We start from the raw sequence: 15,445 nt of genomic DNA, 5'->3' as shown, positions 1-15,445 counted from the left end.
CGGCGCCCATGGGTGCCGGGCTTTTTCACGTGCGCGTGCCGTCATCGGCGTGGTCTAGTCTTCCTGCACCGTGCCCCCATGATCGAGGGGCCGGAGACCATGTTCTTTGGGGGGTCTCTTCATCGTGCGCAAGCGCACTCTCTCGACCGCGACCGCGCTCGCGGTCCTCATCAGTTCCGCGGCACTCGTCGCGGGCACGGCGGGCCCTGCGGCCGCCGACAGCAGCAAGACCCTGCCCGTGTCGTCCGTGGGCGACATGGTGGTGGACGGTGTCCACCAGAAGATCTTCATCAGCGACCCGTACCTGGGGAAGGTCGTCGCCACCGACTACGCGGGCACGGTGCTGGGCACCGTCACCGGGCTGCCCGGCGTGACCGGGCTGGCGCTCTCCGCCGACTCGGGGAGCCTGTACGCCGCGGTTCCGGGCGCCGACGCGGTCGTCGCCCTGGACACGCAGGCGGTGACCGAGACGGCCCGGTACGCCACCGGCGAGGGCACCGATCCGAAGTACGTGGCCCCCGCGGGCGGCAGGATCTGGTTCGGCTACGGCACCGACTACGACGGCGACATCGGCTCGATCGACACGTCCGGCGAGCAGCCCGTGGTGACCCTGGCCCAGGACGCGGAGATCGACTACTCCGGCGCCCCGCGGCTCGTCGCCTCGCCCACGGACCCGAACGCCATCGCCGCCGTGTCCTCGTACTACCACTGGTTCCGGATCGGCGCGTACGACGTGAGCACGGGCACCGCGGTCCGCACCGCGCGGTCGCCCGAGTCCGAGTCGTCCAGCGGGGGCATGGTCAGCGACCTCGCCTACACCCAGGACGGCAGCCGTCTGATCACGGCCACCGCCGGAAACCGCCACCGGGTGTGGCAGACCTCGGACCTCGCCGAGGTGGGCGCCTACGCCAGCTCGTACCACGGTGCCGCCGTGGCCGTCGCGGCCGACGGCACGGTGGCGGCGGGATCCGTCGCCCCGTACGACCCCGACGTGTTCGTCTACCGGCCGGGCGAGACGACTGCCGTGCGGCAGTACGACTTCCCCAACACCGGGGTCTACAGCGGCGGCGACAGCCTCGCCGCCAGTGCCCTCGCCTGGGAGCCGGGCGGCAGCCGCCTGTTCGCGGTGACCATCGCCAGCAGTGGCGACAGCGTCCGCCTGAACGTCCTGGACGCGCCGACCAAGTCCGTGCCGACGGTCACCGTGACCGTCCCGGCCACCGTGACGGTCCTCAAGGCGATCACCGTGTCCGGCACGGTCTCGTCGACGCTGAAGCTGCCGGCGGGGACGCCGCTCGCGGTGACCCGGTACGACGCCGAGTTCCCGAAGGGCAAGCCGCTCGGGACGAAGCCTCTCGGGACGAACGGCGCGTTCGCGTTCCCCGACACCCCGACCGCGGCGGGCAACGTCACGTACAAGGTGGCGTACGCGGGCGACGCCACGCACATCGGCGCGAGCGGCTCGGCGGTCCTCAAGGTGACCCCGTTCAAGACCGCGCTGACGCTGGACCGGAACCGGCTCACCGTCAACTACGGCACCAACGTGACGTACACGGCGACCCTCGGCTGGTCGTACCGGAACCGCGTCGTGGAGATCTGGTCCGACCCGTACGGCGCGGAGCCCAAGCGGCTGCTCAAGCGCGGCACGGTCAACTCGGCGGGCAAGCTGTCGGTGACGACCAAGATGACCCGGGACACCTGGGTGACCGCGATCTTCGCCGGTGACACCCGGTCCGGCTGGGCCAAGGCCGGGTCGACCGTCTACACGAAGGCGGGTCTGACGACCACGCTGTCCCGCCACTACAAGTGGTCGAAGATCGGCACCATCTGGTACCAGACGTACCACCAGAGCACCGATCCGCTGATCACCGCGTGGAACAACCCGTACCCGGGCCGCAAGACCAAGATGGAGATCCAGATCTGGTACGCGGGCGCCTGGCGCTCCACGGCCGCGGACTACGTCTCGCTGAACAGCGGCGGCATGGCGTACGTCAACCTCGACGCCGACGGAGCGGCCGGCGTCCGCGCGCGGGTCCGCACGGCGTACGTGGACACCGAGTCCGGCGACAACGTGAACACCACGGTCTACGGCGGGTGGAAGTACTTCAACGTCACCCGCTGACCCTCCGGTCGCTCGGCCCCGTCCCCGGTTTCCCCGTATTCCGGTGGGCGGGGCTTCGGCGTTCGCGGGATCATGCAGTCATGGACATCCGGATGAGCTCCGGGACGGGCCGCTGGATCCTGCTCACGACCGTGCTCGGGTCCGGGATGGCGCTGCTCGACTCCACCGTCGTCAACGTCGCCCTGCCGCACATCGGCGAGGACCTGGACGCCGACCTCGGCGCGCTCCAGTGGACCGTGAACGCCTACATGCTGACCCTGGCCGGGCTGATCCTGCTCGGCGGGGCGCTCGGCGACCGCTACGGGCGCCGCCGGGTGTTCGTGATCGGCGTGGTGTGGTTCGCGGTCGCGTCGCTGCTGTGCGGGCTCGCCCCGAACGAAGGGGTGCTGATCGCGGCCCGCGCCTTCCAGGGAGTGGGCGGAGCGCTGCTCACGCCCGGTTCGCTCGCACTGATCCAGGCGAGCTTCCACGAGGACGACCGGGCCAGGGCGGTCGGCCTGTGGTCCGGGTTCGGCGGCGTGGGGGCCGCGATCGGGCCGTTCGTCGGCGGCTGGCTGGTGGACGGGCCGGGCTGGCGCTGGGTGTTCCTGCTGAACGTGCCGCTCGCGGCCGTCTGCGTACCGGTGGCGCTCCGGCACGTGCCGGAGTCGCGGGACGAGACGGCGCACGGCCGGTTCGACGTGCTGGGGGCTTTCCTCGGCGCGGCGGCGCTCGCGCTCGTCACGTACGCGCTGATCGGCGCGGCCTGGTGGGCGGGGGCGGCCGGGGTCGTGGTCGGGACGGTGTTCGTGCTGGTGGAGCGGCGGCGGGGCGAGTCGGCGATGGCACCGCCGTCGATCTTCCGCTCGCGGCTCTTCACCGCCGTCAACCTGGTCACCCTGTGTGTGTACGCGGCCTTCGGCGGGTTCTTCTTCCTGGCCGCGCTCCAGCTCCAGGTGGTGTCCGGCTACTCGGCGCTCGGCGCTGGTACGGCCCTGCTGCCGACGACCGTGCTGATGCTGCTGCTGTCGGCGAAGTCCGGTGAGCTGGGGGAGCGGATCGGCCCCCGGATCCCGCTCACGGTGGGGCCGCTGCTGTGTGCCGCCGGCATGCTGCTGATGCTGCGGGTCGGGGAGGACGCGTCCTACGTGGCGGACGTGCTGCCGGCCCTCGTCGTCCTCGGGCTGGGCATGACGGTCCTGGTCGCGCCGCTGACCGCGACCGTCCTCGCCTCGGTGGACGTGGCCAGGGCGGGCCTCGCCAGCGGCATCAACAACGCGGCGGCCCGCGCGGCCGGGCTGCTCGCGGTGGCCGCGCTGCCGCTGCTGGCCGGGATGGGCCCGGAGGCGTACCTCTCGGCGGAGGAGTTCGGCGAGACCTTCCGGCGGGCCATGCCGATGTGCGCGGCGCTCCTGGTGGCCGGTGCGGTCCTCGCCTGGACGACGATGCGCACCCCGGTCGGGGTGGCCGGGTGCCATCCGGAGTGCCGGGTGCACTGCGGGGTGACGGCGCCGCCGCTCGACCCGGGGAAGCGGGAGCCGGGGAGGCGGGAACCTCGGGATCCGGGGGAGCAGGGGGAGCGGGAGCGGCCGGGGTCGGCGCCCTGAGGCAGACTGGGCCCATGGCCATCCACGAGAACCTGCTGGGGGGACCGGCCCCCACCCACCTGCCCGACGACCCGGGGCCGCGCGAGCTGCTCGCGAACGGTACGGCGCCGGCGGACGTCGCCGCGAAGTACCCGACGTCCTCGCTCGCCTGGGCGCGGCTCGCCGACGACGCCTACGAGCGCGGCTCGGTCGTCGAGTCGTACGCCTACGCCCGTACCGGCTACCACCGCGGCCTGGACGCGCTGCGCCGCAGCGGCTGGAAGGGCCACGGCCCGGTGCCGTGGGAGCACGAGCCGAACCGCGGCTTCCTGCGCGCGCTGCACGCCCTGGCCCGCGCGGCCGGCGACATCGGTGAGAAGGACGAGTTCGAGCGCTGCACCACGTTCCTGCGGGACTCCTCGGAGACGGCCGCCGAGACCCTCGGCTGACGCTGCCCGCCGGTGCCACGCCCTTTCCCCGTCACCGGGGGGAGGGCGTTCGAACGTGTTTCCGTATGACGAAGACGAGATCTACATCGCTGGTCCGATCGTGTCATGATGCGCTTGGGACGGCGTGCGACGAAGCACGCCTCCCGAGGGGACCGGGGCTCCCGTGCCGGACGACGCGCCGCACGGAGGAGCAGACCGCTACCCGGTAGTACGTATCGAGGAGACAGCAATGTCCACCTTCCCCGATGCCGGAGCCGGTTCGGTCGTCGACGACCCGAACCTCGACTTCGCGGGTACCACGCCGTACGAGGACTACGTCCAGGCGGACGTCCTCACCCACCTCCAGCACCTCCGCTCGGACGACCCCGGCGAGATGGTCTTCCTGGTCACCACCCAGGTCATGGAGCTGTGGTTCACGGTCATCGTCCACGAGTGGGAGACCGCGAGCCGCGCGCTGCGCGAGGACCGCGTCCCCGTCGCGATGGACGCGCTCAAGCGCTCCGTGCGCGAGCTGGAGGCGCTCAACCACTCCTGGCGGCCGCTGGCCCAGCTCACCCCCGCCCAGTTCAACGCCTACCGCGCCGCGCTCGGCGAGGGCTCGGGCTTCCAGTCGGCGATGTACCGGCGGATGGAGTTCCTGCTCGGCGACAAGGCCGCCTCCATGCTGGTGCCGCACCGGGGCGCGCCCCGCGTCCACGCCGAACTGGAGAAGGCGCTCCAGGAGCCGAGCCTGTACGACGAGGTCCTCGCGTTCCTGTCCCGCCGCGGCCTGCCCGTGCCGGCCTCGGTCCTCGGCCGCGACCTGTCGCAGCGGTACGAGCCGTCCCCCGAGGTCGAGGCGGTCTGGGCCGGGATCTACGCGGACCCCGACCAGAACGGCGAGCTCGTCCGCCTCGGCGAGGCCCTCAGCGACGTCGCCGAACTCGTCTGGCGCTGGCGCAACGACCACCTGGTCGCGACCCGGCGCGCGATGGGCGCGAAGACCGGCACCGGCGGTTCGGCCGGCGTGGCCTGGCTGGAGAAGCGGGCCCAGAAGAACGTGTTCCCGGAGCTCTGGACGGCCCGCAGCCATGTCTGACCTCCTCAAGGACAGGGCGCGGGAACTCGACGCGGCCGACGGGCTGGGCAAGCACCGCGAGAAGTTCGCCCTCGACGCGGGGACCGTCTACCTCGACGGCAACTCGCTCGGCGCGCTGCCCGCCCACGTCCCGGCCCGGATGGCCGACGTCATCACCCGCGAGTGGGGCGAGCTGCGCATCCGCTCCTGGGACGAGTCCGGCTGGTGGACCGCTCCCGAGCGGATCGGCGACCGGATCGCGCCGATCGTCGGCGCGGCCCCCGGGCAGATCGTGGTCGGCGACTCGACGAGCGTGAACGTCTTCAAGGCCGTCGTCGCCGCGGCCCGGCTGAACGGTGACGACCGGGACGAGATACTCGTCGACGCGACGACCTTTCCCACGGACGGGTACATCGCGGAGTCGGCGGCGCGGATGACGGGTCACGACATCGTGCCGTGCGACCCGGCCGACATGGCGGCGGCGGTGAGCGGCCGCACGGCCGCCGCGCTCGTCAACCACGTCGACTACCGGACGGGCCGGCTCCAGGACCTGCCCGGCATCACGGCCGCGCTCCACGGGGCGGGCGCGCTCGCCGTCTGGGACCTGTGCCACAGTGCGGGCGCGCTGCCCGTCGGCCTCGACGCGCACGGGGTCGACCTGGCCGTCGGCTGCACCTACAAGTACCTGAACGGCGGACCCGGTTCGCCCGCGTACCTGTACGTCGCCGAGCGCCACCAGGCGGGCTTCGACTCGCCGCTGCCCGGCTGGAACTCGCACGCCGACCCGTTCGCGATGACCCCCGGGTACGCGGCGGCCGCGGGAGCGCTGAAGGGCCGGGTCGGCACCCCCGACATCCTCTCGATGCTGGCGCTCGAAGCGGCGCTCGACGTCTGGGACGGGGTCGCGATCGAGGACGTTCGGGCCAAGTCCCTGGCGCTGACGGACTTCTTCCTGGAGTGCGTGCGCGCGTACGCGCCCGCGGGCCGGGTCGAGTCGGCGACGCCCGGGGAGCACGGGGAGCGCGGCAGCCAGGTCGCGCTGCGCTGCGCCGAGGCCCCGGCCGTGATGGCCGAGCTGATCCGGCGCGGTGTGGTCGGCGACCTCCGCCGCCCGGACGTGCTGCGGTTCGGTTTCACGCCGCTGTACGTCGGTTTCGCGGACGCGGAGCGGGCGGCGCGGGTCCTCGCGGAGGTCCTGGCCGACCTCGCCGGCTGAGGCGGGACCGTCCGATGAACGCCTGATCTGCGGGGGCTCCGGTGCTGGTACCGTCCCCGCAGGTCAGGCCAATTCGGCCGCGTACCCGAGAGGTTGGAACAGCATGCCGGACCCCGCCGCGCGCGATGCCGCCGAAGAGGCGTCGGCCTTCTCGCACCCGGCCGTCCCCCCGGACGCCTCCGCCGCGTACGGCGACCACCCGGACCAGGTCGTCGACTTCTACGCTCCGCGCGACGGACGTACCAGGGCCCCGCTCGTCGTCGCCCTGCACGGCGGCGCCTGGCGGGCCCCGTACGACCGGTGGCACCTGACGCCCTTCGCGGACTTCCTGGCCCGCCGCGGCTTCGCCGTGGCGAGCGTCGAGTACCGGCGCGGGCCCGGCCTCCCCCATCAGGGCGGTACGGCCCCGGTCGCCGGTCGCTGGCCCGAGACCTTCGACGACGTGGCCGCCGCCCTCGACGCGGTGCCGGAACTGGCCGCCGCGCACCTGCCGCAGGCCGACACCGGCCGGATCGTCCTCACCGGCCACTCCGCCGGCGGCCACCTCGCCCTCTGGGCCGCCGCCCGGCACGTCCTGCCCGCCGGCTCCCCGTGGCGCCTCCCCGACCCGCCCGCCCTGCGCGGCGTCGTCGCCCTCGCCCCCATCGCCCACTTCGCGCGGGCGGTCGAGCTCGGGGTGTGCGGCGGCGCGGTCACCGAACTCCTCGGCGGCGAGTCCTCGTACGCGGCGCGGGCGGCCTTCGCCGATCCGGCCGTCCTCCTGCCGACCGGCATCGCGACCACCCTCGTCCAGGGCCGCGAGGACGTCGTCGTCCCGCACGCCGTCGCCGAGGCCTACGCGGAGGCGGCGGCCAAGGCCGGCGAGGAGGTCGGCCTCACGCTCCTGGAGGACATCGGCCACTTCCCGCTGATCGACCCGGCCGCCGACGCCTGCGCGGTGGTCGCGGAGGAGATCGCCCAGCTGGCCTTCTAGCGCCCTTCTAGTACTCAGGGGGGACCCGGAAGGATCCGTACGGAGCCGGACGACCCCGCCCCGGGGCCCCCGTACCGTGGTTCGCGTGACCCAGACACAGTCCTCCGAGACGAGCCGCAGCCCCGAGTTCCGCCTGGTGCAGGCGGCGCTCGGCGGGCTGCGCCAGGAACTCCTCGACGACGCCTTCGCCTACCGGCCGCTGCCGCGCATGGACGTGGAGACCGGCCCGGCCCGCTTCCTGCCACGCCGGATACGGGCGTCCGCGGGGCTGTTCCCGCACGCGGTCGTCGCGTTCATGGCGATGATCGTCTTCTTCGTCGGGTACGAGCGGACCTACGGCAGCTTCGGTCCGATCGCGCTCGTGGCGACCCTCGCGCCGGCCGCGATCGTGCTGCTCACCCTGGTCAGGCCGGTCCTCGCCTACTGGACCTCGCTCGGCATCACGCCGTTCGTCGGGGCCGTCGCCGGCTTCGGCACCGGCTTCCCCTGGGCGGCGAACTCGTTCGCCGCCCACCTGGTGGTCCTCGCCGTGGTCGCCGCCCGCACCCGCCCCCGTACGGCGGTGTGGATGTGGATCGGGACGGCGGGCTACGCGCTCTTCGCCGAGGTGTTCATCGGGGCGGGCGGCGGCACCGACGCGATGCCGATGCTGTTCGTCTCGGCGCTGGTCCTGCTCACCGTCACCGTCTTCCAGGTCCGCCGCCAGGCCGACCGCGAGGTCAGCGCACAGCAGACCGTCACCCTGCGGGAGATCTCCAAGCGGACCGTCCTGGAGGAGCGGACGACCATCGCCCGCGAGCTCCACGACGTCGTCGCGCACCACATGTCGGTGGTCGCGATCCAGGCGGAGGCCGCCCCGTACCGGGTCGAGAACCCGCCGCCCGAGCTGGAGCAGGCCTTCCTCACCATCCGCGAGAACGCCGTCGCCGCGCTGACCGAGCTGCGCCGCATCCTCGGAGTCGTACGGGCCGAGGACTACGAGGCGCCCGACGCGCCGCAGCCGACCCTCGGCGACCTGGACGGGCTGATCCGCAACGTCACCGAGGCCGGGCTCGACGTCGAGAAGACCGTGACGGGCGCCGTGCGGGAGCTGCCGCAGGGCGTGGAGCTCTCCGCGTACCGGATCGTCCAGGAGGCCCTGTCGAACGTGCTGCGGCACGCGCCGGGCGCGGCGGCGAAGGTCGAGGTCAGCTATGTCCTGGGCGGCCTGGGGCTCAGGATCGCCAACGGCCCCGCGCGCGGCCTGGTCAAGCCGTCACCGGGAGCCGGGCACGGCATCACCGGCATGCGGGAGCGTGTGACGATGCTGGGCGGGGAGATGACGGCCGAGGCGACCGACGACGGTGGCTACGAGGTGGCGGCCTTCGTCCCCGTGAGCCGCGAGGAGGCCCCGCAGTGATCCGCGTACTGATCGTCGACGACCAGATGATGGTCCGCGAGGGCTTCTCGGTGCTGCTCGGCGCGATGCCGGACATCGAGGTCGTCGGCGAGGCCGTCAACGGCCGGGAGGCCGTCGCCCAGGTCGCCGCCCTCCGTCCGGACGTGGTCCTCATGGACATCCGGATGCCCGAGCTGAACGGCATCGACGCCACCCGGGAGATCGTCGCCGCCGACGCGGACGCGAAGGTGCTCGTGCTGACCACCTTCGACCTGGACGAGTACGTGTACCAGGCACTGCGCGCCGGGGCCTCCGGCTTCCTGCTCAAGGACGCCTCGGCCCGGCAGCTCGCGGACGGGGTGCGGGTGGTCGCGGCCGGGGAGGCGCTGCTCGCACCGACCGTCACCAAGCGGCTGATCACCGAGTTCGCGAAGGCGCCGGGGACCTCGCCGCGCCCCCCGGCGATGGCGCAGATCGGGGAGCTGACCGAGCGGGAGACGGAGGTCCTCGTCCTCATCGCCCAGGGCCTTTCGAACGCCGAGATCGCCGAGCACCTCGTCGTCGCCGAGTCCACGATCAAGACGCACGTCAGCCGCATCCTGGTGAAACTGGGCCTGCGCGACCGGACGCAGGCGGCGGTCTTCGCGTACGAGGCGGGTCTGGTGCGGGTCGGCGGCTGAGCCGCCGCGCGGGGGTAGCGTCCGCTCATGGACGCTGTTGACGCTGTGTACGACCCCTGGTCGCCGGAGTTCGTCGCCGACCCGTATCCCGCCTACGCCGAGCTGCGCGCCGCCGGCCGCGCGCACTGGCACGGGCCGACCCGGCAGTGGCTGGTCCCGCACTACGAGGACGTGTCGGCGCTGCTGCGCGACCGGCGGCTCGGCCGGACGTACACGCACCGCTTCACGCACGAGGAGTTCGGGCGGGAGGCGCCGGACGCCGCCCACGAGCCCTTCCACACGCTCAACGACCACGGGCTGCTCGATCTGGAGGCGGCGGACCACACGCGGATCCGGCGGCTGGTGTCGAAGGCGTTCACGCCGAGGACGGTGGAGGACCTGGCGCCGACCGTACGGCGGCTGGCCGCCGGGCTCGTCGGCGACCTGGTGGCGGCGGGCGGCGGCGATCTGCTCGGCGCGGTCGCCGAACCGCTGCCGGTGGCGGTGATCGCCGAGATGCTGGGGGTGCCCGAGGACGACGAGGAGCGGGGGCGGCTGCGTCCCTGGTCGGCGGCGATCTGCGGGATGTTCGAGCTCAACCCGTCGGAGGAGACGGCCCGGCGGGCGGTCCGGGCGTCGGTCGAGTTCTCGGACTACCTGCGGGAGCTGATCGCGCGGCGGCGGAGGGAGCCGGGGGAGGACCTGATCTCGTCCCTGATCGCGGTGGAGGGGCTGACGGAGCAGGAGATGGTCTCCACGTGCGTCCTGCTCCTCAACGCGGGTCACGAGGCCACGGTGAACACCACGGTCAACGGCTGGTGGACGCTGCTCAGGGAGGGCGTCCGTCCGGATCCCGAAAAGTTGTCCACAGCTGTGGAAGAACTTCTGCGGTACGACACCCCGCTCCAGATGTTCGAGCGCTGGGTCCTCGACGACATCGAGCTCGGCGGCCAGGTCATCCCGCGCGGCTCCGAGGTCGCCCTCCTCTTCGGCTCCGCCAACCGCGACCCCGCCCGCTTCGGCCCGACGGCCGACGTGCTCGACCTCACCCGGGCCGACAACCCCCACATCACCTTCGGCGCCGGCATCCACTACTGCCTCGGCGCCCCGCTCGCCCGTCTCGAACTCACCGCCGTCTTCGGTGAGTTGCTGAGGCAGGCGCCGGGCCTGCGGCTCGCGGCCGAGCCGGTGTGGAAGCCCGGGTACGTCATCCGGGGCTTCGAGGAGCTGCTCGTCGAGGTGTGAGCCCGGGGGCCTCAGACGGCCAGGTCCCGGCGGCGCAGCCCCGCGAGGCCGGCCGCGACCAGCGCCGCCGCCAGCGCCGTCAGGACCAGGACCGGGGTCCAGGCCATGTCCTGACCCGGCAGCTTCGGCAGGTGGCCGAAGGGCGAGAGGTCGAGGACCGCCTGCGGCAGGCCGAGCGCCGGGCCCACCCAGCCGAGGGCCAGACACAGGCCGGCGACGCCCCAGGCGGCGGTCGCGGCCCGCGGGGCGGCGCCCCAGAGCAGGACCGCCAGGCCGGCGAGCACCCACACGGCCGGGAGCTGGAGGAGCGCGGCGCCCAGGACGGGGCCGAGGTCGTGCCCGTACGAGAGGGCGAGGCCGAGTCCGGCCAGCACCAGGATCAGGGCCGAGCCGCCGAAGGCGATCAGCAGGTGCCCCGCGGCCCAGCGGAGCCGGCCCAGGGCGCCCGCGAGCAGCGGCTCCGCCCGGCCCGAGGTCTCCTCGCCGTACGGCCGCAGCACCGAGCCGACCGCGAACAGGGCGGCGATCATCCCGAAGAGGGACACCATGGTGGCGAGGAAGGCGTCGGTGAGCGCGCTCTGCCCGCCCATCCGCTCGAAGATCTCGCGGGCCCGCTCGTTGTCCCCGACGATGTCGGCCGCGCCCTCCACCATCCCGCCGAACACGAGGCCGCCGACGAGGAAGCCGAGCGACCAGCCGAGGAGCGAGCCGCGCTGGAGCCGCCAGGCGAGCGCCCCGGCCGTCGCGAGGCGCCCCGCGGCCGGGCCCGGCCGGGTCGCGAGGAAGCCCGCCCCCACGTCCCTGCGGGCGGCCAGCGCGTACGCCGCCGACGCCTGGAGCAGGACGGCCGCGGCGATCAGGAGCAGCACCCACCAGCGTTCACCGGCGAAGGCGCGGACCTGCTCGGCCCAGCCGACGGGGGAGAGCCAGGTCAGCGCGGAGGAGCCGTCGGAGGTCCCCGCGTCGCCGGCCGCCCGCAGCACGAAGGCCAGGCCGAGCACGGCGGCCGACAGGCCCTTGGCGAGCCGGGCGCTCTCCGTGACCTGGGCGGCGAGCGCGGCGGCGGTCGCGAAGACCATGCCGGTGCCGCCGATCGCCAGACCGAGCGCGAGCGCCCCGGCCGCGCCCTGCCCGGCGAGCCCGGCGGTGACGATGAGGGCGACGGCCGCGTTCAGGCCGAGCGCGGTGAGGAGCGCGGCGGTGAGCGGGGCGCGGCGGCCCACCGCCCCGGCGGACAGCATCTCCTGACGGCCCGTCTCCTCCTCCTCGCGGGTGTGCCGGACCACCGTGACCAGGCTCGCGACGGCGGCGAGGACCGCGCCGAAGGTGCCGAAGCGCCAGGCGACGAGCCCGCCGAGGGAGTCGCCGAAGACCGGTCCGTACAGCGCGCGCATCGAGCTGTTGGCGGTCATGGAGGCGGCGAGCCGGGCCCGCTCGGCGGCCGTGCCGTACAGCCCCTCCAGGGAGCCGGCGCCGCTCGCGACCACGCCGCCGACGACGAGCGCCCAGACCGGGATCATCAGCCGGTCGCGGCGGAGGGCGAGCCGGGTGAGGGCTCCGGTGCCGGCGAGGCTCATGACGCCGCCCCGTCCGTGTAGTGGCGGAGGAACAGCTCCTCCAGCGTGGGCGGCGTCGAGGTCAGGCTCCGTACGCCCGACTCGGTCAGGGAGCGGAGGACGGCGTCGATCTTGTCGGTGTCGACCTGGAACCTCACGCGGCCGCCCCGGCCCCCTTCGACTTCCTGGAGGACGAAGTCGTGGACGCCGGGCAGCAGGGCGAGTCCGTTCGGCGGTCCGGCGAGTTCGGCGGTGACGCTGGTACGGGTCAGGTGCCGCAGCTGCGCGAGCGAACCCGACTCGACGGTCCGGCCCTTGCGGACGATGCTGACCCGGTCGCAGAGCGACTCGACCTCGCTGAGGATGTGGCTCGACAGGAGGACGGTCCGGCCCCGGTCGCGGGCCTCCTCGACGCAGCCGCGGAAGACCTCCTCCATCAGCGGGTCGAGGCCGCTGGTCGGCTCGTCGAGGACGAGCAGGTCGACGTCGGCGGCGAAGGCGGCGACGAGGGCGACCTTCTGCCGGTTGCCCTTGGAGTAGGTGCGGCCCTTCTTGGTGGGGTCGAGATCGAAGCGCTCGACGAGGTCCGCGCGCCGGGCCCGGTCGAGGGGCGCGCCCCGCAGCTGGCCGTACAGGTCGATGACCTCGCCGCCGGAGAGGTTGCGCCAGAGGGTCACGTCGCCGGGGACGTACGCGATCCGCCGGTGCAGCTCGACGGCGTCCGCCCAGGGGTCGCGGCCGAGCACCCGGGCGCCGCCGGAATCGGACCGCAGCAGGCCGAGGAGGATCCGGATGGCGGTGGACTTCCCGGCGCCGTTGGGGCCGAGGAAGCCGTGGACCTCGCCGGTCTCGACGGCGAGGTCGAGGCCGTCGAGCGCCTGGGTGCGCCCGAAGGACTTGTGCAGTCCGACGACGCTGATTGCCTTCGTCATGCTTCAGAACGTACGGTACTTTCACAAAGTTGTGAAGTTAAGGAACCGTATAAAGTCAGGGGATGGGTGAGGGCGAGATGACCACGACCGACGGCGGCGGCGACGACGCCGTCTCCCGCTTCGTCGAGCGCTTCGCGGCCGAGATGACCGCCGCCGGCATGCAGCGCATGGCGAGCCGCGTCTTCGCGGCCCTCCTCGCCTCCGAGACCGCCTCCATGACCTCGGCCGAACTCGCCGCACAGCTCCGGATCAGCCCGGCCGCCGTCTCCGCCGCGATCGGCTACCTCACCCGGGTCGACATGGTCAGCCGCGAACGCGACCCCGGCACCCGCCGCGACCGCTACGTCCTCCACAACGAGCTCTGGTACGAGACCTTCACCCGCCGCGACCAGGTCCTCGTCCGCTGGGAGAAGGTCCTCCACGAGGGCGCCGAGACCCTCGGCCCCGACACCGCCGCCGGCCGCCGCACCGCCGAGACCGCCGAGTTCTTCGCCTTCCTCCACGGCGAGATGACCGGGATCATGGACCGCTGGCGCGACCACCGGGCCGCGCGCGGCACCCCTCAGGGGGCCTGAGCCTCCACGGGCGGGGCGAGCCGGTCGAGCAGCGCCAGGAACTCCTTCCCGTCCTCCTGCCAGTACGGCCCCGCCGGCCACAGCGGGCGCCCGTCGATCCACGGCACGACGAACGCCGCGCCGAACGGCGTGAAGTCCCGCCAGCCGTGCAGCCCCGCCGGGCCGGTGGGCCGCTCCGGCAGCCCTCGCCGCGGGTGCTTCGGCGGACCCGGCGGCACGAGCGGCAGCACTCCCTCGGGCCGGTCGTCCGGGCCCCCGTGCATCGGGAAGAACACCAGGACGGGCGCGCCGCCGTGCGGGTCGTACAGCAGCACGTACCGGCGCGGGACCGGCGTGTGACTCGTCGCCGCCCGGGCCATCAGCCGCGCCACGTGCCGCCCGCCGGTCAGCAGCCGGTAGCCGGAGTACACGAGGCCGATCAGCGGCAGCACGGCCGCGAACCACAACTTCGGCAGGTCCTCCTCCGGCGGCCCGGTCAGCGCGACCGCGCCCACGGCCACGCAGAACCCCAGCGCGACCAGCACCGCCTGCACCCCCGCCAACCGCCGCAGGCTCCGCACCCGCCACCACCGCACCACCCGCACGTCCGCCTCCGGGCGCGGCGCCCTGCCCTGCGGCGTCGCCTGCCGCTCGGCGTGCGCGGCCAGCACGGCGTACGTCGGCCCGGACGCGACCCGCGCCTCGTCGCCGCCCTCCGGCGCGAAGGCGCCCGGACCGTGCCCGGCCTCCGCGTCGTGGCCGACCTCGGCCTCCGGCCCGCAGTAGAGCACCGGATGCGGGTCCTCCCACACGAAGGGACGCGGGCCGACCGGGGCGACGGAGGCGTTCGCGGCGAGGGCGTCCGGGCCCGCGGCGAGGCCGTTCGTGGTGACGGCGTCCGGGCCGGCGAGGGGGCCGGTCGTGGTGACGGAGTCCTGACGGGTAGCGGGGTCGTTCGTGGTGACGGCGTCCGGGCCGGTGAGGGGCTCGGAGGGCCGGGCCTGCGGCTGCTTCGGGACCGGCCGGTACGCCAGGCCCTCCGCCGCCGCGTCCGCCGTGACCCGGCGGCGCACGCGCTCGCCCCGGAGCGGCTTCGCCCAGATCAGCGGCCCGCCGCCGGGCGGTGCGAGGACCCCGCCCACGCGCGGGTCGCCGCACCACCAGAGCACCCCGTCCGGGCCGGGCCGCACCGCCTCGTACCGGTGCCGGGTCGCGATCACCGTCAGCGGCCACGTCTCGGTGCCGTCCGGGGCTCGCAGGACCAGGGTCGTCGCGTGCCCGGTGCGGGCCAGCGCCACCGCGGGATGCGCCGACCAGGTGCCGGCGGCGAGCGTCCGCCGCATCCGTCGCGCCAGGGCGAGCGAGCCGATCCCGGCGCCGAGCGCGAGGATCCCGGCCACGCAGAGCAGGACGACCGTGTCCTCGCGCCACGGTTCCGAGAGCAGTGCTCCGGCACCCGCGGCCAGGGGGAGCAGCGCCGCTCCCGTGAAGATCAGCCCGCCGGCTCTCCGCCGGTACCGCTCCAGTGCCCCCGCCGTCTCCTCGACGTCCAGCGCGCACGTCATCGCACGTTCCCCCCACCCGATGAATGTCAGCTGACGCTAGGCCCCGCCCGGCGCCCGCGCCAAGCCTCGTCGAGGCGGTGGCCGAAACAAGATGACCGGAAAATGTCCTCTGGTGGATGTCGAGCGGTGCCGGGGGGCTCCGACCCCTGGACGAGAGCGGGCCGCAGGGGCGGT

At 73.9% G+C, this 15,445-nt stretch carries 13 protein-coding genes; 10 read left to right on the top strand and 3 right to left on the bottom strand.

Annotated features, from left to right (window positions below):
* The first annotated feature begins 124 nt into the window (after window positions 1-124).
* From MRBLMG1_RS11845 to MRBLMG1_RS11805, 9 genes are all read left to right on the top strand, one after another.
* Window positions 125-2,122, top strand: a complete 1,998-nt coding sequence (locus tag MRBLMG1_RS11845) for a YncE family protein (protein WP_367823428.1) — start codon at window positions 125-127, stop codon at window positions 2,120-2,122.
* An 80-nt stretch (window positions 2,123-2,202) separates the two neighbouring features.
* Window positions 2,203-3,708 carry an MFS transporter gene (locus MRBLMG1_RS11840; protein ID WP_367823427.1) on the top strand — a complete coding sequence of 502 codons (1,506 nt, stop codon included), beginning with the start codon at window positions 2,203-2,205 and terminating at the stop codon, window positions 3,706-3,708.
* Window positions 3,709-3,722: 14 nt separating this feature from the next.
* On the top strand, window positions 3,723-4,136 hold the full coding sequence (locus tag MRBLMG1_RS11835; protein ID WP_367823425.1) for a DUF3151 domain-containing protein: 414 nt from the start codon (window positions 3,723-3,725) through the stop codon (window positions 4,134-4,136).
* A 229-nt stretch (window positions 4,137-4,365) separates the two neighbouring features.
* Entirely contained in the window at window positions 4,366-5,214 is an 849-nt protein-coding gene (locus tag MRBLMG1_RS11830) for a tryptophan 2,3-dioxygenase (protein ID WP_367823424.1), read from the top strand.
* A complete protein-coding gene (kynU, locus tag MRBLMG1_RS11825; protein WP_367823422.1) occupies window positions 5,207-6,409 on the top strand; it encodes a kynureninase in 1,203 nt (400 codons plus the stop codon). The genes MRBLMG1_RS11830 and kynU overlap by 8 nt, the downstream gene beginning before the upstream one ends.
* Before the next feature lie 103 nt (window positions 6,410-6,512).
* A complete protein-coding gene (locus MRBLMG1_RS11820) occupies window positions 6,513-7,382 on the top strand; it encodes an alpha/beta hydrolase (protein ID WP_367823420.1) in 870 nt (289 codons plus the stop codon).
* 76 nt (window positions 7,383-7,458) lie between these two features.
* Entirely contained in the window at window positions 7,459-8,781 is a 1,323-nt protein-coding gene (locus MRBLMG1_RS11815) for a sensor histidine kinase (protein WP_367823418.1), read from the top strand.
* Complete coding sequence (locus MRBLMG1_RS11810; RefSeq protein WP_367823416.1) at window positions 8,778-9,440, top strand: response regulator; 663 nt, start codon at window positions 8,778-8,780, stop codon at window positions 9,438-9,440. The genes MRBLMG1_RS11815 and MRBLMG1_RS11810 overlap by 4 nt, the downstream gene beginning before the upstream one ends.
* 27 nt (window positions 9,441-9,467) lie before the next feature.
* Complete coding sequence (locus tag MRBLMG1_RS11805) at window positions 9,468-10,664, top strand: cytochrome P450 (RefSeq protein ID WP_367823414.1); 1,197 nt, start codon at window positions 9,468-9,470, stop codon at window positions 10,662-10,664.
* 11 nt (window positions 10,665-10,675) lie between these two features.
* Here MRBLMG1_RS11805 and MRBLMG1_RS11800 read toward each other — a convergent pair whose 3' ends face one another.
* Complete coding sequence (locus MRBLMG1_RS11800; RefSeq protein ID WP_367823413.1) at window positions 10,676-12,241, bottom strand: ABC transporter permease; 1,566 nt, start codon at window positions 12,239-12,241, stop codon at window positions 10,676-10,678.
* Complete coding sequence (locus MRBLMG1_RS11795; RefSeq protein ID WP_367823411.1) at window positions 12,238-13,152, bottom strand: ABC transporter ATP-binding protein; 915 nt, start codon at window positions 13,150-13,152, stop codon at window positions 12,238-12,240. The genes MRBLMG1_RS11800 and MRBLMG1_RS11795 overlap by 4 nt, the downstream gene beginning before the upstream one ends.
* Before the next feature lie 62 nt (window positions 13,153-13,214).
* Between MRBLMG1_RS11795 and MRBLMG1_RS11790 the strand changes: the two genes are divergently transcribed.
* Window positions 13,215-13,727: a GbsR/MarR family transcriptional regulator gene (locus MRBLMG1_RS11790; RefSeq protein ID WP_367823409.1), complete on the top strand. Its 513-nt coding sequence runs from the start codon at window positions 13,215-13,217 to the stop codon at window positions 13,725-13,727.
* Here the strand turns inward: MRBLMG1_RS11790 and MRBLMG1_RS11785 are convergent.
* A complete protein-coding gene (locus tag MRBLMG1_RS11785) occupies window positions 13,715-15,271 on the bottom strand; it encodes a hypothetical protein (protein WP_367823407.1) in 1,557 nt (518 codons plus the stop codon). The two genes, MRBLMG1_RS11790 and MRBLMG1_RS11785, sit on opposite strands and share 13 nt — an antisense overlap.
* Window positions 15,272-15,445 lie beyond the last annotated feature (174 nt).

Origin of the sequence: Streptomyces sp. LMG1-1-1.1 (assembly GCF_040815545.1) — a bacterium.
Classification (GTDB): domain Bacteria; phylum Actinomycetota; class Actinomycetes; order Streptomycetales; family Streptomycetaceae; genus Streptomyces.
This window is presented reverse-complemented; position numbering and strand designations above follow the sequence as displayed.

Bases quoted from the DNA above. Each gene is read 5' to 3' on its own strand.
- MRBLMG1_RS11840 (WP_367823427.1), top strand. From the start codon at position 2,203: ATGGACATCCGGATGAGCTCCGGGACGGGCCGCTGGATCCTGCTCACG.
- MRBLMG1_RS11835 (WP_367823425.1), top strand. From the start codon at position 3,723: ATGGCCATCCACGAGAACCTGCTGGGGGGACCGGCCCCCACCCACCTG.
- MRBLMG1_RS11830 (WP_367823424.1), top strand. From the start codon at position 4,366: ATGTCCACCTTCCCCGATGCCGGAGCCGGTTCGGTCGTCGACGACCCG.
- kynU (WP_367823422.1), top strand. From the start codon at position 5,207: ATGTCTGACCTCCTCAAGGACAGGGCGCGGGAACTCGACGCGGCCGAC.
- MRBLMG1_RS11820 (WP_367823420.1), top strand. From the start codon at position 6,513: ATGCCGGACCCCGCCGCGCGCGATGCCGCCGAAGAGGCGTCGGCCTTC.
- MRBLMG1_RS11805 (WP_367823414.1), top strand. From the start codon at position 9,468: ATGGACGCTGTTGACGCTGTGTACGACCCCTGGTCGCCGGAGTTCGTC.
- MRBLMG1_RS11800 (WP_367823413.1), bottom strand. From the start codon at position 12,241: ATGAGCCTCGCCGGCACCGGAGCCCTCACCCGGCTCGCCCTCCGCCGC.
- MRBLMG1_RS11795 (WP_367823411.1), bottom strand. From the start codon at position 13,152: ATGACGAAGGCAATCAGCGTCGTCGGACTGCACAAGTCCTTCGGGCGC.
- MRBLMG1_RS11790 (WP_367823409.1), top strand. From the start codon at position 13,215: ATGGGTGAGGGCGAGATGACCACGACCGACGGCGGCGGCGACGACGCC.
- MRBLMG1_RS11785 (WP_367823407.1), bottom strand. From the start codon at position 15,271: ATGACGTGCGCGCTGGACGTCGAGGAGACGGCGGGGGCACTGGAGCGG.